The organism is Sinorhizobium americanum, from assembly GCF_001651855.1.
Lineage (GTDB): Bacteria > Pseudomonadota > Alphaproteobacteria > Rhizobiales > Rhizobiaceae > Sinorhizobium > Sinorhizobium americanum.
This window is the reverse complement of sequence record NZ_LNQC01000076.1, coordinates 233988-251486: the sequence shown is the minus strand read 5'-3', so window position 1 is coordinate 251486 and position 17499 is coordinate 233988. Positions and strand designations below refer to the sequence as shown.

Genomic DNA, 17499 nt, shown 5'->3' with positions numbered 1-17499 from the left:
CGCTTCCCATCAAAAACATAACACAAGGATGTGATTTTTCAATTCACGAGGCGATATTTTGTTATTTTACTTTGTGATTTTTCATCGATCATTAAAGCCCGTATCGATGTGAGGCTCCCAGAATTCCACCGACTCGCGGATCATCTCGACGACCTGGTGATCGCTCGGCTCGCGTTCGCGGAACGATAGTTCGAGGCAGATTTCGTTGTCCGTTCCCCCGCCCCTTCTCACCGCATCGAGCAGCCGCTCGGGCGTGATTCGGCCATCCTTGTTGTAGGTTGCGGTAAAGGGCCAATGGCCACCCTTGTTCATTGACGACTGCTTGACGTGAATGATCGGCGATTGCCGCGGAAAGGCTTCCGCCCAGGAATAGGGATCAATATCGGCGGGATTGTCCGAAGTGACGTCGCCATGATCGATATCGACCATCATCTTCATCGGGATCGGCAACTCGGCCTGGGCGAGGCGACGGTCGAACTCCCGGCATGCCACGATCGTGTGGCCGAATTCGCGGCCGACCGACATCGGCTCCCAGAAGACATAGGAGAGCCCGGCCGCCTTCCCGTGCTCCGCCACGCCGCGCCAGCAATCGATGGCGATCGCCATCAGTTCCTCGCGGCGAACCGGGTCGTGGTAGTCTTTCAACGTGAAGATCGCAAACTGCGTACCGATGGCGGAGGCACCGAGTTCGGCCGAGATATCGGCGAAGGTCTTGAACCAGTTGACATAGTAGCGGCGCACGTCCGGGTCGGGGTGGCCGAAATGGTTCAGCCGGCCATAGGGCCCGGTCATGCCCGAGGTGATCTTGACGCCGGTGCGGGCAAGCGCCGCCCGGAACTGCCGGGTCAGCTTGCTAATCGTCGCCGGCGGCCATCCCGGATTGACGAATTCGTGGGTGAGCTGCACGTAGCCGATGCGGATTTTCGTGGCGATCGTGTCGATCAGATCGTCCGGCTCGGCGAAGCGGTTGACCAGGGGATTGGTGTTGAGCGAAAGCGTGAAGGCCATGGCCGGTCTCCTGGCTACCAAAGAAATCTCGGGAGGATGAAATCGGGCGATGCGCCGTGTGCCGCAAAGAGCCTTCGGCGCTCCTCCTCCGACTGCTGTTCGAGAATGCCGGTGGCGACCAGCGCCGAGCCGAGCCCGGCAGAGGCCGCGCCGGCGATGTCGTGCTCGACGCTGTCGCCGATCGCGAAGACCCGCGCCGGATCGGGCCGGCCGAGAAAATCGAGCGCGAAGTCGTAAATGTCGGGAAACGGCTTGCCAATCCAGCGGACCTTGCCGCCGAGGCTTTCATAGAGCTCGGCGAGGCGTCCGGCGCCGAAGGCATGTCCAGTGCGCGTCAGCATCACCTTGTCCGGATTGGTGCAGAGGCACGGAATGCCGCGCCGCGCCGCCGGCCGGAGCAAATCCTCATAATAGCCAAGCGAATGGACGTCCCCCTCGCTTCCAGCGAGCAGCACGATATCGGCCGCTTCGCCGCTCTCCGTTCGGACGAGATCGAGGCCTTTAAGCGGTGACAGGTCGCCGTCGCGGCTGATCAGCAGGCATTTGCGCATCCCTCCCGCTGCGGTTGCCTGTTCCCGCCTGAGCAGCTGCCAGGCAACCTCGCCCGAGGTCAGGAACCAGTCCCAGCTGCCGGGCTCGAAGCCGAGCGCTGCCAATCGGCGGTCGTTTTCCGCCGAGCGCTTGCCGGAATTCGAAAGAATTATGATGCGTTTGCCGGCGTGCTTGAGGCGGACAAGCGTCTCGGCGGCGCCCGGATAGGGCCCGCGCCCGTCTCTGAGGACTCCAAACTGGTCGACGAGGAAGGCATCATAGGCCTCGGCGATCGCCGAGAGGCCGGGGATGGTCCGGACGGCACTCATAACACGCCCGCTTCCCTGGCACCGGCCAGTGCCAGTCGCGCCGTGCCGGCAGCCGCCTCGTCGGAAAGCGCCGGCAGAAATGGCACGCCGAGTTTGCGGGCGCGGATGGCCGTCCACGCCGGGTTTCCGGCGCCGCCACCGACGCTGCGGACCGAGCGAAGCGGTGGGCCGCCGAGAGATGCGAGCCGCTCATAGGCGAGGCTCTCGACGGCCGCGATCCCCTCGAAAATCGCCTTCAGGAACTCCGCGTCATTCGCCGGACGTGGCGTCATGCGCGGCAAAAGCGCGGGATCGGCGATCGGAAAGCGTTCGCCAGGCTTCGTCAACGGGTAGAAATCGAGACCGGTCTCCGTCATCGGATCGATCTCCGCCGAGAGTTCGGCGATCCGCTCGGCGCGAAAATGCGCGGCAAGCACCGCACCGCCGGTATTGGAGGCACCGCCGGCAAGCCACATGTCGCCGATCCGATGGCTGTAGAGCCCATAATCCGGCGCGAACAATGGCCGGTCCGACAGCATCTTCACCGTCAGGGTCGTGCCGAGCGCGCTGACGCCGTCGCCCGGCCTGTCGGCGCCGGTGGCGAGGAACGAGGCGCAGCCGTCCGTCGTGCCGGCGACAACGACCGTGTCCCCCGGCAGTCCGAAGGCGTCCGACGCCGCCGGCGAAATCGTCGCGACGGGCGCGCCGGCCGGCAGGACGGTCGGCAGCAGCTCGACCCGGGCATCGGTCCTCGCCAACCAGTCCGGCCAGCAGCGGTCGACCGGATCGTAGCCGGTCTTCAGCGCGTTGTTCTCGTCGGTGACATCGTAGAGGCCGGACAGATGCCCGGCGAGCCAGTCGGCCTGGTGGATCACACGGAAAATGCCCGGCAGCGACTGAAACGCCAGCAGCCTGGCGAGACCGGAGGTCGCGCCGTGCGCGGCGCTTTCCTGCGGCGCCTGTGCGGCGATGCGACCAAGAACGGCGGGGTCGTTGACCGGGTCGTTGTACATTAGCGGCGCTGCCAGCGGCGCGCCGTCGGCCGTAACCGGCAGCATCGTCCCGGACGTGCCGTCGATGCTGATTGCACGCACGCGTGCTGGATCGATTGCCGCAAGCGCCTCCAGAAGTGCTGCCTGCACTGCCTTCCACCAACCCATCGGATCACGATGGTCCTCGGAAAAGGCGGCGAGCTTGGCGGCGCCCGAGGAGGCGACGTTCCCGGCCTCGTCCATCGCCACGGCACGGGCACCGGACGTGCCCATATCGATGCCGAGGACGAGCCCGCCTGCCCCGCTCATTGCAGCACCTGCCCGGCGCGGTTCAGCTGCTGACGGTATTTTTCCGCATCCCAACCGAGAAGCTCGGCATTTTCGGCATCTGTCAGGTAGCGCAGCCGCGCGCTCGCCGGAATGCGTGCTGCCACATCGGAAAGGCAACGGGCCATCGCAAGCGCACCGGCGGTCATATCCTTGAGGACCAACACCCCTTTGCCTGGGAAAAGCAGAACCGGCGGCAACGTCTCTCGGGCTTCAAGAAAGCGCGCCTCGACCGAAAGAGCCGTGTCCCCTGGCGCGGCGATGACCGACCCCTTGCCGAGAAAGATCACATGGTCGGGATAGAGGCTGCCGCCGGCGGCGATCCTGCAGCTTTCGAGATCGGTTGCGGCGTCATGCAGTCTCTCGTCCTCCGGAAGTCGATATGCACTGTTTACCGCAAGGCGCGACAGCGCCTGCAGGTCCGCGGCCGGAGCCTGGCGCACGAGGCCGGCAAAGCGATCGGAGACATCGACAAGCAGAAGCGCCGCATCCTCGATCGTGTCGCCAGCGACCGCCAGCCCGTGATTGCCGAGCACCAGCGCGGCCGTGTCCGCATCGATGCGTTCGCCGATTGCTCTGGCGAGCGGCAGGCCGGGACGGGCATAGGGCACGAAGGCATAGGGAATGCCGGCAAGCCTCTCCGCCGCGATGGCCGCAGCGTTGGTCTGCACCGCGGCTGCGATCGTCGCCACGCAATGGACATGGATGACCACCTTCTGCGGCATCAGCGCATGCACGGTGGTTTCGATCGACGGCCGGAGCCCGGAAGGGTTGAGCTCTTCGATGACGAAGTCCTGGGCCTTCTCCGCCGCCGGATCGTCGCGCTCCAGCGCGTCAAGCAGCGGATCGAGCGCGACCGGCACCATGATATCGCGAGCCCGGGCCTCGGCGAGCCAAAGTCCCGAGGCCTTGATCCAGAGGGTATCGCCCTCCTTGATCGAGGTATTGCCGCCGGCGCCCTGGACGAGCTCCGGATCGGCGCCGATGCGCGCCGACAGATCCAGAAGCGCTTCGAATTCGGAGCTTCGCAACATCGCCTGCCCCCTTCTCATGCCGCCGCCTGCTGGCCCTTAAGCCAACCGCCGAAGGCCCGCTTCTCGGTTTCGCTCATATGCAGGCCATGCTTGGTGCGGCGCTCGAGCAGATCCTCGGCCGTCCGCGCCCATTCGGTCTCGATCAGGAAGCGGGCTTCGCGCTCGCGGAAAAGCCGGCTGAAGGCCGTGCCGAGCTCGTCGAGCGAGGAGGCGTCGTCGATCAGCGCGTGGGTCCGCGTGCCGTAAAGCCTGGCATAGTGCTTCAACAGATCGGCCGGCAGCCAGCGATAGCGGGCCCGCAGCTCGCCGAGGAAGTGGTCGAAATCCGCCCCCGCCATGTTGCCGCCCGGCAGGTGGGCACCCGCGGTCCAGGCTGGCCCGATTTTCGGAAAGAAGGGTTCCAGTCGCTCCAGCGCATGTTCGGAAAGCTTGCGGAAGGTGGTGATCTTGCCGCCGAAGACGGAAAGCAGCGGCGCCTTGCCGTTTGCCGCATCCAGCTCGAAAATATAGTCGCGCGTCACGGCCGACGGGTTCTCGGCATTGTCGTCGTAAAGCGGCCGGACGCCGGAAAAGCACTGGATAATGTCCGAATCGCTGAGCTGCTGCTTGAAATAGCGGTTCACCGATTTCATGAGATAGCCGATCTCATCGGCATCGGCGGCTACGTCCTCCGGTCGTCCCTCGTAGGGAATGTCGGTCGTGCCGATCAGAGCCAGATCGTTCTGATAGGGGTTGATGAAGATGACGCGCTTGTCGGGATTCTGGACGAGATAGGCCTGTCGGCCCTCCCAGAACTTCGGCACGACGATATGACTGCCCTTGACGAGCCGAACGCTGCGATGGGAATTGAGCCCGGCGACCCGGCCGATCACGTCGTTGACCCAGGGGCCAGCGGTGTTGACGACGCAGCGCGCCTTGACCTCTGTCCTCGCACCGGTCCCTGCATCAGTCATCTCGACCTGCCAGAGATCGCCGCGCCGGCGGATGCTCGTGCAGGCGGTGCGGGTGAGAACCCGGGCGCCTCGCTGCTCGGCATCGAGCGCGTTCAAGATGACCAGCCGGGCATCGTCCACCCAACAATCGGAGTATTCGAACGCCTTGTGATAGGCCGTCTTGACCGGCGCGCCTTCCGGCGCCGTCCTGAGGTCAAGCGTCCGGGTGCCCGGCAGGCGTTCGCGGCCGCCGAGATGGTCGTAGAGAAACAGCCCGAGCCGAACAAGCCAGGCCGGTCGGTCGGCGGGATTGTGCGGCAGCACGAAGCGCATCGGCCAGATGATGTGCGGCGCTGATCGGAGCAGTACCTCACGCTCGATCAGTGCCTCGCGCACCAGCCGGAACTCGTAGTACTCAAGATAGCGCAAGCCGCCATGAACGAGCTTTCCGGACCGCGAGCTGGTGCCCTGAGCAAGATCGTCCTTCTCGCAGAGCAGCACGGAGAGACCCCGCCCCGCCGCGTCGCGGGCGATGCCCGCGCCGTTGATGCCGCCGCCGATGACGAAGAGATCGTATGTCGCGGGCTCGCTCATCGCCGTCCCCTCAGCACGGATTGACCGGCGGCAGGCCGGCGATGTAGCGGCGCACCTCCTCCGCGGCCATTTCCGCTGCATAGGTGACGGTCCGGACCGAGGCACCGGCGATATGCGGCGTCAGGGTGACATTCGGCAGCTTGAGCAACGGCCATTCTTCAGGCACCGGCTCGACCGCGAAGGTCTCCAGCATGGCGCTCGACAGGTGACCGCTGACGAGATTGTCGTAAAGCGCCTCATAATCGCAGAGCGGTCCGCGCGCGGTGTTTACGAAGATCGCCCCCGGCTTCATCTTCGCGAAACTCTCGGCGTTCATCATGTTACGCGTTTCCGCGGTCACGCGCGGATGCAGCGTCACCACGTCCGAGCGTTCCAGGAGTTCGTCGAACGAAACATGCTCGACGCCCGCGTTACGGTCCTCGGCGCTGAGCTGCACATAGGGGTCGTGGACGAGCACTTTGGTACCGAAGGCGCGCAGCAGCCGGACGACCTTGGTGCCGATATTGCCGTAGCCGACGACGCCGACGGTCATTTCCGAAAGCTCGCGGCCCGTGCGGTCGGCGCGGTAAAGGTCGCCGCGCCATTCGCCCTTGCGCAACGCCTCGTGGCCCACCCGGATCAGCCGCGTCTCTGCGAGAATGGCGCCGATCGTGAACTCCGCTACGGCGCTCGCATTTCGCCCCGGCGTGTTAACGACCCGCACACCGGCATCGCGCGCGGCACTCATGTCGATATTGACCGGACCGCCGCGGGAGACGGCGACGAGCTTCAGGTTCGGCAGCTCCGCAAGCATCGCCCGCGACAAGGGCGCAAGCTGCGTCACCAGGATTTCGGCGTCACCGACGAAACGGATGATCTCGGCGGGCTTGCCGAGATATTCCTTGAGCCCGTCCATGCCCTCGACCGCGTAGCCGTGCTCCATGGGCACATCCGGCCAAGGTTGTTCAACCGTGCGGATCTCATGCCCGTCGCCGCAGGCCTCCACGATCTTGTCGCGGAACACCTCCGGCAGCATGAACCGGTCGCCGATGATGGCAATCTTCTTCATTTCGGTTTGTCCTGTTGATCCCCCGAGCCGGCCGCGTGGGAGAGCGCGTGCCAGACGGGCCTGAGCGCGAGGCGCGACTGCTGATAGGCGGGGAAAAGCGCGTCGTAGCGCCGGACCAGTTCCTCGTCGGCCGGCTCGCCAGGGCGCTGCTGCGGCCGCACCCAATCGCCAACGCAATCGGCCATCGAGGGATAGATGCCGAGCGAAACTGCGGCGATCATCGCGACGCCTGCGGCCCCCGCCTCTTCCCGTTCGCTGGTCTGGATGCTGGCGCCAAGCGCACCGCCGAGGATGCGGCGCAGAGAGGCGCTGCGCGCCGCACCGCCGGTCAGCCGAATGCGTTCCGGCAGCGGCCCCATTTCGGCATAACAATCTCGGGCGGCAAGGGCGAGGCCGTCGAAGACGGCCCGCACCATGTCGCCGAAGCCATGGGTGCTCGACAGCCCGACGAAGGACGCCCGCGCCGAGGCGTCGACGAAGGGCCCGCGCTCGCCGGCCTCGGAAATATAGGGCTCGAAGAGAAGCGGCGTGCCCCTTGCCTCCTCAAGCCAGCCATCCACGTGGGCGAGCAACTCGCCCTTGGACTTTTCGACCCCCATACCCTTCAGCACACCCCCGGCGATCGAAAGGATCCAGTCGATGTTGAGAGTCGCCGCCATGTTCGACTGCATCTGCGTATAGGTGTTCAGGATCGGCATGCACATCGTGTAGCCGGTCAGATCGCGGTTGAGCCGGACGTCTTCTGCGCTCGTTGCCAGCCGCATATGCATGCCGGTCGAGCCGATGATCGAACAACCCGCGTCGGTTCCCGGATCATAAAGTCCTGCGCCGAGCGCCGTGCAAACCACGTCGACATAGCCGAGCACCACGGGCGTCCCGGCCGGAAGGCCGGTGGCCGTGGCGGCGGCCTTTGACAGCGGATGCTGCGTCGTCGCCCCGTCGACGATTTCCGGCAGCAGATGCCTCAGCTTCTCGAGGCCGAGGAAGGAAATCACCTCGTCGCAATATTGCCGGGTACGGAAATCGCCATAGGTGAAGTTCGCCTCCGACGGGTCGGTGGCGCGCTCGCCCGTCAGGTTGAAATAGAGCCAGTCCTTGCAATGAAAGGCGGTGGTCGCGCCGGCAAGCATCTCCGGCGCATGATCCATCATCCAGCGCAGTTGCGTCCCCTGCTGGCAGGCGGCCAGACCCGAACCGGTGTGCGAGAACCGCTCGACATCGCCGCTGTCGCCGCGCAGCCGCTCGACCGTTTCGCTGGCCCGCGCATCGAGCCAGAGCCATCCCTTGCCGACCGGTTCGCCGTCGCTGTCGATCATCCAGGTGCCGTCTCCCTGACCGGTCACCGCGATGGCGGCAACGCGGCCAGGGAGGTTCTCGATCCTGGCCGAGAGCTCGACCAGGGTTTTCACCGTATCGGCCCAGGTGCGGCGCAGGTCCTGCACGCTGCCCGTCCGCCCCACCGCCTCGTAGCTGTTCGGAGCGGCTGCCATGGCGAGTTGCCGGCCGCCGAGGTCGAAGGCGACCGACTTGATGACCGACGTTCCCGCATCGATGCCGATCAGGATGTCGCGCATCAGGCGAGCTCCTCCCCATGCGAGATCGCATCGCCGCTCTCGCCGTCGAAGACATGCAGGCTCGCCGGTTCGAGGCGGATGCCAATCGGTTGGCCGACCTCGAGCCTTGCCCGATCGTGCTCGACCAGTACCAGCGTCCCACCGGCGAAATCTGCGGCGATATGCGTCTGGTCGCCGAGCCACTGATTGACGGCGACGCGGCCGGTGACTCCGTCGGCACTGCGCTTCACCGCATAGGGCCTGACGCCGAGAACCACCCGCTGGCGCTTTCTCAGCGCATCGCGCACCGCATGCGAAAAATCGGACGCGGCATATTCGAGCCGGATACCCTCCTTGAGACCGAAGGCCAGGCGGCTTTCGGAGGCGTTAACGCTCGCCTCGAAGACGTTCATCGGCGGCTCGCCGACGAAGGTGCCGGTAAAGAGATTGGCCGGCCGCTCCTTGATCCGCTGCGGCGTGTCGAACTGCTGCAGCACGCCGCCTTCCATGACGGCGATGCGGTCGGCAAGCGCGTTCGCCTCGGTCTGGTCGTGGGTGACGAGAATGGCGGTCAGCCCGCGTTCCTTGATGTAGTGCTTGATGCGGCCGCGCAGCACCGCACGCAATTGCGGCTCGAGCTGCCCCATCGGCTCGTCGAGCAGGTGCAGGCTAGCATCGCGGATCAGCGCCCGGCCGAGCGAGGCGCGCTGCTGCTGGCCGCCGGAGATCGAGCTCGGATAGCGGCCGAGTATGTCCTCGATCTCGAGCAGCCTGGCGATGCTCGCCACCTTCTCGTCGACGGTGCTCTGCGAGAGCTTTGAGGCCTTGAGCGCGAAGGCAATGTTTTCCCGCACCGTCAGGGGCGGATAGAGCGAGTAGCCTTCGAAGGCCATCGCCACATTGCGGCGAACCGGCGGGAATGTCTGGATCTCGCGGCCGCCAAGCGAGATCCTGCCGCGCGACACCGCCTCGAAGCCCGCGATCATCCGGAGCGTCGAGGTCTTGCCGCAACCCGAGGAGCCGAGAAGCGCGATGATCTCACCCTTCCTGACATCCATGCTGAGTTTCTTGACGGCGTGGACGCCGTAATCGATCGGCCCGTAGAACTTGTCGACATCCTTCAACAGGAGCGCAATGTCGGTCATGCCGCTTCTCCATTCCGCTTGGAGGCAGGCTCCGACGGCCGCATCAGCCGGCCGCTGCCTTTGTCGAACAGCAGGGTCGCCCGGCTGTTGACGGCAAGGTGTGCCGGGCCGGCCTGCGGGCCTGGCATTCCGGCCGGCCGCGACACGAGGATTTCCCGGCGGCGCGCCGTCAGCGTCAGCGTGACGGTTTTTTCGTTGAGCGGCGTTTCGGCCTCGACCGTGACGGGGATCGCCCCAACTGCCGAGGCCTCCGTGAAGGTGATGTTTTCCGGCCGGACGCCAAGAACACAGGCCCTCCCGACAATTTCCGGCCCGAAGCCCGGCAGGCGAAGGCGGACGCCGGACAGTTCGGCAAAGGCGCCATCGGGCCCGCGCTGCGGCACGACGTCGAGCAGGTTGATCGTCGGGTCGCCGAACAGCCGGGCAATCTCGAGCTCCGCCGGAGTGTCGTAGATGTCGGCCGGCGTGCCGATCTGGCGCAGCTGCCCCTCGAACATCACGGCGATGCGGTCACCGAGCGCCATCGCCTCCTTATAGTCCTGGGTGACGTAGATGACGGTCGCGCCTTGGGCGGCGAGAAGACGCGGCAGTTCCAGGCGCATCTCGAAACGCAGCTTGGCATCGACGTTGCGGAGCGGATCGTCGAGCAGGAGCAGCGGCGGCGAGCCGACCAGCGCCCGGGCAAGTGCGGTGCGCTGCTTCTGCCCGTTGGAAAGCGCCTTCGGATGGTGGCTGAGCACGTGGTCGATCTTCAGGAGCCTTGCCACCTTCTCGACGCCGGCAGCGATCGCCTCCTTCGAGAATCTACGCGCCGTCAGCGCGCTGGCGATATTGTCGAAGGCGCTCATATGCGGGAAGAGCGCGAAATTTTGGAAAGCCATGCCGACGCCGCGATGCTCCGCATCGACGTCTGTCATGTCCTCGCCACCGATCAGCACGCGGCCCTCATCGGGATCGATGACGCCGGCAACGAGCCTCAGCAGCACCGTCTTGCCGGCGCCCGACGGGCCGAAGAGCACCAGACGCTCGCCATCGGCCACATCGAGCGACAGATCAAGGACTGTCTGGCCCTTGTACCGTTTGACGATGTTCTTCAACTGCAGTGTCGTCATCAGCGATTATCCCTTCACCGCACCGAGCGACAGGCCTTCGACGAGGTAGCGCTGGGCGTAAAGTGCGAGAGCGAGCGTCGGCGTGATCGACAGTACGATCGCCGCGGCGATCTGGCCGTATTGGATGCCGGAGGCCGTGACGAAGGCAAGCGCGCCGACCGTCACCGGCTGCTTGTCGGCCGAGGCCAGCACCAGCGCAAAGACGAAATTGTTCCAGGCGAAGATGAAGGCGAGCAGGCCGGCCGCCGCGATCCCAGGCCCCGCCAGCGGCAGGGCGATCTTGCGGAAGGTCGAAAACCAGGAATGGCCGGCGATGCGATAGGCATATTCGACATCGGCCGAGATGTCCTCGAAATAGCCGCGCACGATCCAGAGGATGAGCGGCAGGCAGATCAGCTGATAGACCCAGATCAGACCGAAATAGGTGTTCGAGAGGCCAAGCCACTGGAAATATTGCGTCAACGGCAGGAGCACCAGCAAGGGCGGCGCGAAGCGGAAGGAGAGCAGCGTGAAGGCGATATCCTCCGAACCCCTGAACTTGTGCCGCGCAAAGGCATAGGCGGCGGGCACGCCGAGGGCGAGCGCCACCGCGACGGAGACGACTGACAGGAACACCGAGTTCCCGAGATTGCGCATGAAGGCGATGTCGAGCGTGCCGGCGGCGGTCTGCAGCTTGCCGGTGATCAGCGCCGCATAGTTGTCCAAAGTCGGCGTGAAGACGATCGAAGGCGGAATCCTCAGGATCGTCTCGTTCGTCTGGAAGGACATCAGGAAAATCCAGACAATCGGGAACATGAAGAAGACGACGACCAGCGTCAGGGCAATGCCGCGTAGGACCCGTTCGAGCGGAGACATGGCTTCCATCTTGACCTCCTTACGCCTCGCCTCGGGCGCGCTCGCGCAGCCTGAGCCAGTTCTTGATGAAGACGTTCGACAGCGTGTAGGTGATCGCCCACAGGATGATCAGCAGCGCGGCGGAACGGCCGACATTGGTCGACTGGAAGAAATTGAGATAGGCCTCGACCTGGAAGACTGTCAGCGTATCGCCCGGGCCGCCCTGCGTCATCGCATAGATGATGTCGAACTGCTGGATCGAGTCGAGCAGCCGGAAGAGCGTCGCCGTCAGGATGTAGGGCGTCAGCATCGGCAGCGTGATGCGGAAGAACACGAAGGTACGCGGCACCCCGTCGAGTGCGGCCGCCTCGAAGGGCTGGGTCGGCAGGGAGCGAAGGCCGGCGAGCAGCAGGATCATGATGAAGGGCGTGTAGACCCAGATGTCGACGAGCACGACCGTCAGGAGCGCGGTGTCCGGCGAGGAGGCCCAGCGGAAGTTTTCAAGGCCGATCAGGCTGGCGAAGTAGCTGAGGATCCCGAAGCCGGGATTGGTCATCAGCTTCCACATCAGCGCCGCGAGCGCCGGTGCGGTCATCAGCGGCAAGAGCAGCATGATCGAGATGAAGTTGTTGACGGTCGAGCGTCGCTGCAAAAGCAGGGCTATGCCGAGGCCAAGCAGCAGCTCGAGGATGACAGTGGTGCCGGCGTAGAGCAGCGAGACCCGTAGCGTGTTCCAGAAGCCGGAATCGGTGAAGAAATTCAGGTAGTTCTCACCCCAGTTGAACTGGCGTGCCCAGGGCTGGCTCAACCGGTAGCGCTGGAAGGAATAGACCACCGCCGAGAAAAACGGGATCAGGATGCCGATGCAGACGAGAAGCGCCGGCAGCGAAAGTACATAGGGCAGAACCCTCTTGCTGATCCTGAAGCCGCGGGGCACTGCCCGGGTTTGCGTCACTGAAGCCATGGCCAGCTCCGTTCAGATGCCTTTGCGAAGGGCGATGAAGGGGTCGGCCGCGGCCGGCGCGGCCAGACCCCTCCTCGTATGCACATTTCGCGTCGATGATGACCGGCCCGCCATGACGGGCCGGCGTCGCCGGTGATCAGCCGAGCCCTGCTTCCGCGAGCTGGCGGTTGATGCTCTCGGCGAGCTTGTCGAGTCCCTCGTCGACCGGCACTTCCTTCGCCACCATCTTCTGAAGCGTCGCCGCCCATTCAGTGGTGAGGTCGAAGAACAGAGGCTGGGCGGTGAAGTGGATCTTCGCGCCCGGCGCGGAAATGTCGTGCATCTCCACATAGCCCGGATAGCTCTTCTTCAGCCGCTCGCGGAAGATTTCGTCCTTCCAGACGGTCGCCCGCACCGGATTGACGAAATCCATCTTCGTTGCCCCGAAGATCGCGTGCTCCAGGCCCGTCGCCCATTGCAGGAAGTACCAGGTCGCATCCTTGTCCTTGGAGAAGTTGGACATCGACAGCGACCAGATCCAGATGTTCGGCGTCGGTGCGGAGGCGGCCGGATTGGCGGCGAAGGGCGCATAGGCAAGCTTGCCGGCCATCTTGTTGTCGCCGCCGTTCATGAAGTAGCCGAGGATGTCGGCGTCGTAGATCATCGCCGAGGCGCCGGCGCCGAGGTCGGTGCCGACCTGGTACCAGGTATAGGTCGACCAGTCCTTCGGGCCGCTCTCCTGGATCATCTGCACCCACTTGGCGTGGAAGGCCTTCGATTCCGGCGTGTTCATAGCGGCCGAAAGCTTGCCGTCGGCCGAGACGTTCAAATCCTTCTGGCCGAAGTTCGCATAGCCCGAAAGGAAGCCCGGATGGATCGTCGCCCAGGAGCGCGAGCCGCGTACGCCGATGCCGTAGACCCCGCCACCAACGTCCTTGGTGAGCTTTGCGGCCGTCGTCAGCAGTTCGTCGAGGTTCTTCGGAACGCCGACCCCGACCTTGTCGAACATCTCCTTGTTGTAGGAGAGGTTGTTCTGCTCGTAGCCCCAGGGAATGCACCATTGCTTGGCGTCTTCCGAACCGAGCGCGCCGCCCGGCTGGCCGTTCCAGGCGCAGGATGCCTTGACGCCCGGCAGGAAATCGTCCCAGCCATATTGCGGATTGGTCTTCGAGGTATCCTTGATCCATTCGTTGAGGTCGGTGATCCAGCCGGCCGGGCCGTAGGTCCAGGTCATGTAGGCGCCGGTCATGAAGGCGTCGTATTCCGTCGAGCTCGAGGACAGCGCCGCAGTCACCTTGTCGAAATAGACGTCCTCCGGAAAGACGTCATAGGTGACTTCCATGCCCGTCAGATCCTTGAAGGTCTGCAGGTTGGCGATCATTGCATCGGCATAGGGATGCTTGTTCAAGAGCAGCTTCACCGACTTGCCGGAATGCGCCTTCCAGTCGAAATCGGCGGCAAGCGCCCGGGTCGACATCATGTTGAACAGCGTGCCAGCGGTGCCTGCCGTCAGACCTGCCGCACCGAGGCCTTTCAGCATCCCGCGGCGGTCCACCTCGCCACGCAGGAATGCGCTTATGAGGTCTTTCTCCTTCTCATACATCTGCTTTCTCCTCCGTTGCGGGTAAGAATGCTCCAATGAGCTGACCGGCTACCCGACCGGTACTGCCTCCCCGGCTGCGGCGGTTTTCCTCCCCCTGCCGCGGCCCAGAATGTTTGTCCTACGGCCCCGTGCATCCTTCAGGACGCGCAAAGGACGCTGTCAGTCTTTGAACCTCCGCATCGTGCCTTCCGAAAATCGGGTCCGACTTTCGGACCGATGCGCTAGGCGGCGAGCGCCTGCGCCGTGCGCTCGTCGGTGATCAACCCGTTCAAGAGACCGCTTTCGAGCACCGCACGGATTGCGCGTGCCTTGATCCTGCCGCCGGCGACCGCCACGGCGCGGCGGTCGCGCAGGTCGTCGCGGCCGAGCGTGAAGGTGCGGTTGGAAAGGGTCGTCTCGATCGGCCGGCCCTTCGCGTCGAAGAAGTGGCCGAGCAGCTCGCCCGCGGCGCCGCTTTTCTGGATGGCCTCGATTTCGCTCATCTCGATCATGCCCGTCGCAACCAGCGACGCCTGGCGCTCGGCCGTGCCGATCCCGACCATCAGAAGATCGGCCGATTTCGCCAGCTCGAAGACCTCACGAACGCCGCGCTGGCTGAACAGCACGTCACGGTCCTCGACCGTGTTGGCGAAGAACGGCACCGGCATCACAAAGGCTTCGGCACCGGTACGCTCCGCCAGCCGATGGATCACGTCATGCGGATTGGCAGAGAATTTGCGCGTCAGGCCGCCGAGCAGCGAAACGAAGCGGGTGTTGTTGCTGGGTGTGCGCGGCAGGTATTCGACGCAGGCGGCAAGCGTTCGCCCATGGCCGACGCCGATCAGTGCCGTCTCGCCCCGTTCGATCTCGCGCCTCAGGAATTGCGCCCCCGAAATGCCGAGCGCCTTCAGCGGCAAGTCGTCGCTGTCGAAATCCGGCACCACTTCGCAATAGTCGAGGCCGTAGCGGCCGGAAAGCTTCTGTTCGAGCTCGACGCATTCGGAGACGTCGCCGTCGATATAGACCTTCACCAGGCCTTCCTGGTTGGCCTTCATGATTAACCGGTGCGCCTTCAACGAAGTGAGGCCGAGGCGCTTGGCGACTTCCGCCTGGGTCAAGCCGCCTGCATAGTGCAGCCAGGCCGCACGCGTCGCCATGCTCGCCTCATCATCCCGAACCGCCAACCCTCCGATGATCGCCATTGCCTCCCGCCCGATGCTGCGCCGCGTGATATTTTTTGCATCGCATGATAATTTTATCGCCTGTTGAAAGAAATTTCACGTTCTGCAAAAAATGTCAACAGGGTGGTTGCAGTTGCCCGTCGTGGGGATCATTGGGATATGGCAAAGCGTCTGAACCGCAAATGCGCCCGCCCCCGGGACCGCTGATAGAATCAGTCCATGGAGGGTGGGTTGGCGCGAGCGCCGAGGCTGACAAGGTGAGCATAATCGACGAGCGACAGCCGGAGCTGTCGCCCGTCCATTGAAGCGGTTTATCCGGGCACTCGTCGATCAGGGTACCGCGCCCCGCGAAAAGGTCATTCCCGAAGCGTTTCGCGAACCCGATCCCTGGCGGCATCGTGGGCTTCCAGGGCGGCGTTACCGGTCTTGTCCAGCATGTCCTGTGCCGTACCCATCGCCTCGCCAACCGCGGCATTTGCTTTCGCGGCGAGGTTGCTGCGCATTTCGTCCGCCGCCTCGCCCATGGCTTCGTCCTCTGCCTCCGTGTGCGGTAGCGCCGCGCCGATTGCCGCACCGACGGCGAAGGCGAGCGCGCCGCCGACCAGCGGCTGATCGCGGAAATGCTGGAGGATCGCCGCATTCAATCGCGCGCCCTGGTCTTCCAGAGATCGGCCGGCCGATTGCACGCTGCCGGCGAGCGACCTGCCGGTGTCCGCAAGGCTATCGGACATCCGGCTCGCCGTAGCACTCACCTGCCGCCATGTCCTGGATGCCCAACCTGAGGCCTCGTCGAACAACGCGCCGGTCTCGTCCCGTATGTCTTCGATCTGCTGGCCGGCTGCGTCGGCAAAGCCGCGATAGGCCTTGCCGCTCTGGTCGACGAAGTGGCCGGCGCGGCGCCCGGCGGCATCCGTCATTGCCCGGAAGCGATTGCCGCTTTCATCCGCGAAGTGGCTGTAGCGCTCGCCGAAGCTCTCCTCGATCGGGCCGGTGCGTTTCACCGGACCGGTCACCGTGGCGAGCGGATACTCGTCCGTGGCGTTGTCCGAGTATTTCGGCGCGCGGGAGCCCGGATTGGCGAGCAGCCAGGCTAGACTTACGCCCATCAAGGCGACGGGGATGGGATTAGTCTTGAGCGCGGCACCGAGATTGCTCATATATTCGGCGCCGCCACTCGATTTGGCGTATTCGAGCACCTCGTCCATCAGCTGACCGGGCGACATCCGCTCCTGAATGGCGTGGAGCTTTTCCTCGATCCGCTGGCGATCGGCCTCGATCTCTCGCTGCAGTTCGGCGGACGAGTGCGTGTGGGAATAATCGTTCATTGCACTCTCTCCTTCACAACGTCGAGGTCGCGCTGCAGGGAGCTGGCCGTCTTGTCGAACTTGAGGCTGTTGCCGCGCAAGTTCGACAGACTGCGCGAGATCATCGCCCAGGCGAGAAGCGCGACGACGACGCCTATGATAACGGCCGACAGGGCGTCGGCGTTCGGCTCGATCATGCCCCGTGCGATGAGAAAGGCGGCCAGTCCCTGGACGGCCGCGCTCAACAGCACGCCGATCGCACCGATGGCGAAGATCAAGCCGATGAGAAGCGTCTCCAGGCTGCCTATCGCCCGATTGACATTCTCAGACGCCTCCGCTTTGGCCAGATCGATTTCCTTGCGGAAGAGTCCAGATATATCCGCCACCAGACCGGTCATCAGTTCCGATAGGGGGCGATCGTCCCGATGGTTAAGCATTGCGCCGATCCTCCGTAAAATTCCACCCGCTCTCGCCTGGCCGAGCGCTTCCCGACGGCGCTGGCGAGGACGGTTGGGAAACAGCCGGCCTGCTGCGGCGATGAGCCGAGGCCGTCAAGAAGCGGCTGGCGGCCAATCCGGCGATCGCCGCCATGCCGAGGAAGGCCAGTGGCTGCTTCCGGCCGAAATCCTCCGCCATCGCGGCAATTTCGCCAAGCTCGCGACCCTCGATGTCGCGCGCAAAACCCTGGAGCGAACTGCCGATCTGCTTGGCATAGCGCCCGATCGCCCGTTGGTCCGACTGTTCGAGTTCGCCACCGACCTTCTCGAGCGCCGTGGCGATGCCGCCGAGCTGGCGTGCGGCCAGATTCTTCTCGTCCTCCGCGGCATGGCTGACGGCTTCCTTGGCTTCTTCCGTGCGCTCATCGGCAAATTGCCGGAGCTCCTCCAGATCCTCGCGGACGGCTTGCTGCAGGGAACGGTCCATGGTGCCCTCGCCTTCCCTTGTTCCGGCTTCGGGCTGATTGCCGGCACGGGCCGGCGTCGTTGCGGGCCAACCGGGTTGGTCCCCGAGGTTGCGTCCGCTCGTGTCATTGCTCATCTTGACTCCTCCCGTCGTGAAACGCGACTGGTT

The 17499-nt window shown here is 64.5% G+C and carries 16 protein-coding genes; all 16 read right to left on the bottom strand.

The features are described from left to right. Positions 1-81 precede the first annotated feature (81 nt). Complete coding sequence (locus ATC00_RS25255) at positions 82-1008, bottom strand: sugar phosphate isomerase/epimerase family protein (RefSeq protein ID WP_064254864.1); 927 nt, start codon at positions 1006-1008, stop codon at positions 82-84. Between the two features lie 14 nt (positions 1009-1022). Continuing rightward, the gene (locus ATC00_RS25250) at positions 1023-1868 is read right to left on the bottom strand and encodes a TIGR01459 family HAD-type hydrolase (RefSeq protein WP_064254863.1); all 846 of its coding nucleotides are present in this window, start codon (positions 1866-1868) and stop codon (positions 1023-1025) included. Next, positions 1865-3148 (bottom strand): FGGY-family carbohydrate kinase, encoded by a 1284-nt coding sequence (locus tag ATC00_RS25245; protein WP_064254862.1) that lies wholly within the window; start codon positions 3146-3148, stop codon positions 1865-1867. The genes ATC00_RS25250 and ATC00_RS25245 overlap by 4 nt, the downstream gene beginning before the upstream one ends. After that, positions 3145-4200: a class II aldolase/adducin family protein gene (locus ATC00_RS25240; protein ID WP_064254861.1), complete on the bottom strand. Its 1056-nt coding sequence runs from the start codon at positions 4198-4200 to the stop codon at positions 3145-3147. The genes ATC00_RS25245 and ATC00_RS25240 overlap by 4 nt, the downstream gene beginning before the upstream one ends. Positions 4201-4214: 14 nt before the next feature. Continuing rightward, on the bottom strand, positions 4215-5726 hold the full coding sequence (locus ATC00_RS25235; protein ID WP_064254860.1) for a glycerol-3-phosphate dehydrogenase: 1512 nt from the start codon (positions 5724-5726) through the stop codon (positions 4215-4217). A 10-nt stretch (positions 5727-5736) separates the two neighbouring features. Further along, on the bottom strand, positions 5737-6774 hold the full coding sequence (locus ATC00_RS25230; protein ID WP_064254859.1) for a 2-hydroxyacid dehydrogenase: 1038 nt from the start codon (positions 6772-6774) through the stop codon (positions 5737-5739). Continuing rightward, positions 6771-8348: an FGGY-family carbohydrate kinase gene (locus ATC00_RS25225; RefSeq protein ID WP_064254858.1), complete on the bottom strand. Its 1578-nt coding sequence runs from the start codon at positions 8346-8348 to the stop codon at positions 6771-6773. The genes ATC00_RS25230 and ATC00_RS25225 overlap by 4 nt, the downstream gene beginning before the upstream one ends. Further along, positions 8348-9472, bottom strand: coding sequence for an ABC transporter ATP-binding protein (locus ATC00_RS25220; protein ID WP_064254857.1), 1125 nt, complete (start codon positions 9470-9472; stop codon positions 8348-8350). Before ATC00_RS25220 ends, ATC00_RS25225 begins: the two co-directional genes overlap by 1 nt. After that, positions 9469-10584 carry an ABC transporter ATP-binding protein gene (locus ATC00_RS25215; protein WP_064254856.1) on the bottom strand — a complete coding sequence of 372 codons (1116 nt, stop codon included), beginning with the start codon at positions 10582-10584 and terminating at the stop codon, positions 9469-9471. The genes ATC00_RS25220 and ATC00_RS25215 overlap by 4 nt, the downstream gene beginning before the upstream one ends. 6 nt (positions 10585-10590) lie before the next feature. Beyond that, a complete protein-coding gene (locus tag ATC00_RS25210; RefSeq protein WP_037380266.1) occupies positions 10591-11448 on the bottom strand; it encodes a carbohydrate ABC transporter permease in 858 nt (285 codons plus the stop codon). A gap of 10 nt (positions 11449-11458) precedes the next feature. Further along, on the bottom strand, positions 11459-12382 hold the full coding sequence (locus ATC00_RS25205; RefSeq protein WP_037380270.1) for a carbohydrate ABC transporter permease: 924 nt from the start codon (positions 12380-12382) through the stop codon (positions 11459-11461). A gap of 136 nt (positions 12383-12518) precedes the next feature. Beyond that, entirely contained in the window at positions 12519-13964 is a 1446-nt protein-coding gene (locus tag ATC00_RS25200; RefSeq protein ID WP_064254855.1) for an ABC transporter substrate-binding protein, read from the bottom strand. Positions 13965-14185: 221 nt separating this feature from the next. Beyond that, the gene (locus ATC00_RS25195; protein WP_064254854.1) at positions 14186-15145 is read right to left on the bottom strand and encodes a sugar-binding transcriptional regulator; all 960 of its coding nucleotides are present in this window, start codon (positions 15143-15145) and stop codon (positions 14186-14188) included. A gap of 335 nt (positions 15146-15480) precedes the next feature. Continuing rightward, positions 15481-16449, bottom strand: coding sequence for a DUF3618 domain-containing protein (locus ATC00_RS25190; RefSeq protein WP_037380275.1), 969 nt, complete (start codon positions 16447-16449; stop codon positions 15481-15483). Beyond that, a complete protein-coding gene (locus ATC00_RS25185) occupies positions 16446-16865 on the bottom strand; it encodes a phage holin family protein (RefSeq protein ID WP_037380277.1) in 420 nt (139 codons plus the stop codon). The genes ATC00_RS25190 and ATC00_RS25185 overlap by 4 nt, the downstream gene beginning before the upstream one ends. Next, positions 16858-17466: a hypothetical protein gene (locus ATC00_RS25180; protein WP_037380278.1), complete on the bottom strand. Its 609-nt coding sequence runs from the start codon at positions 17464-17466 to the stop codon at positions 16858-16860. The genes ATC00_RS25185 and ATC00_RS25180 overlap by 8 nt, the downstream gene beginning before the upstream one ends. Between the last annotated feature and the right edge of the window lie 33 nt (positions 17467-17499).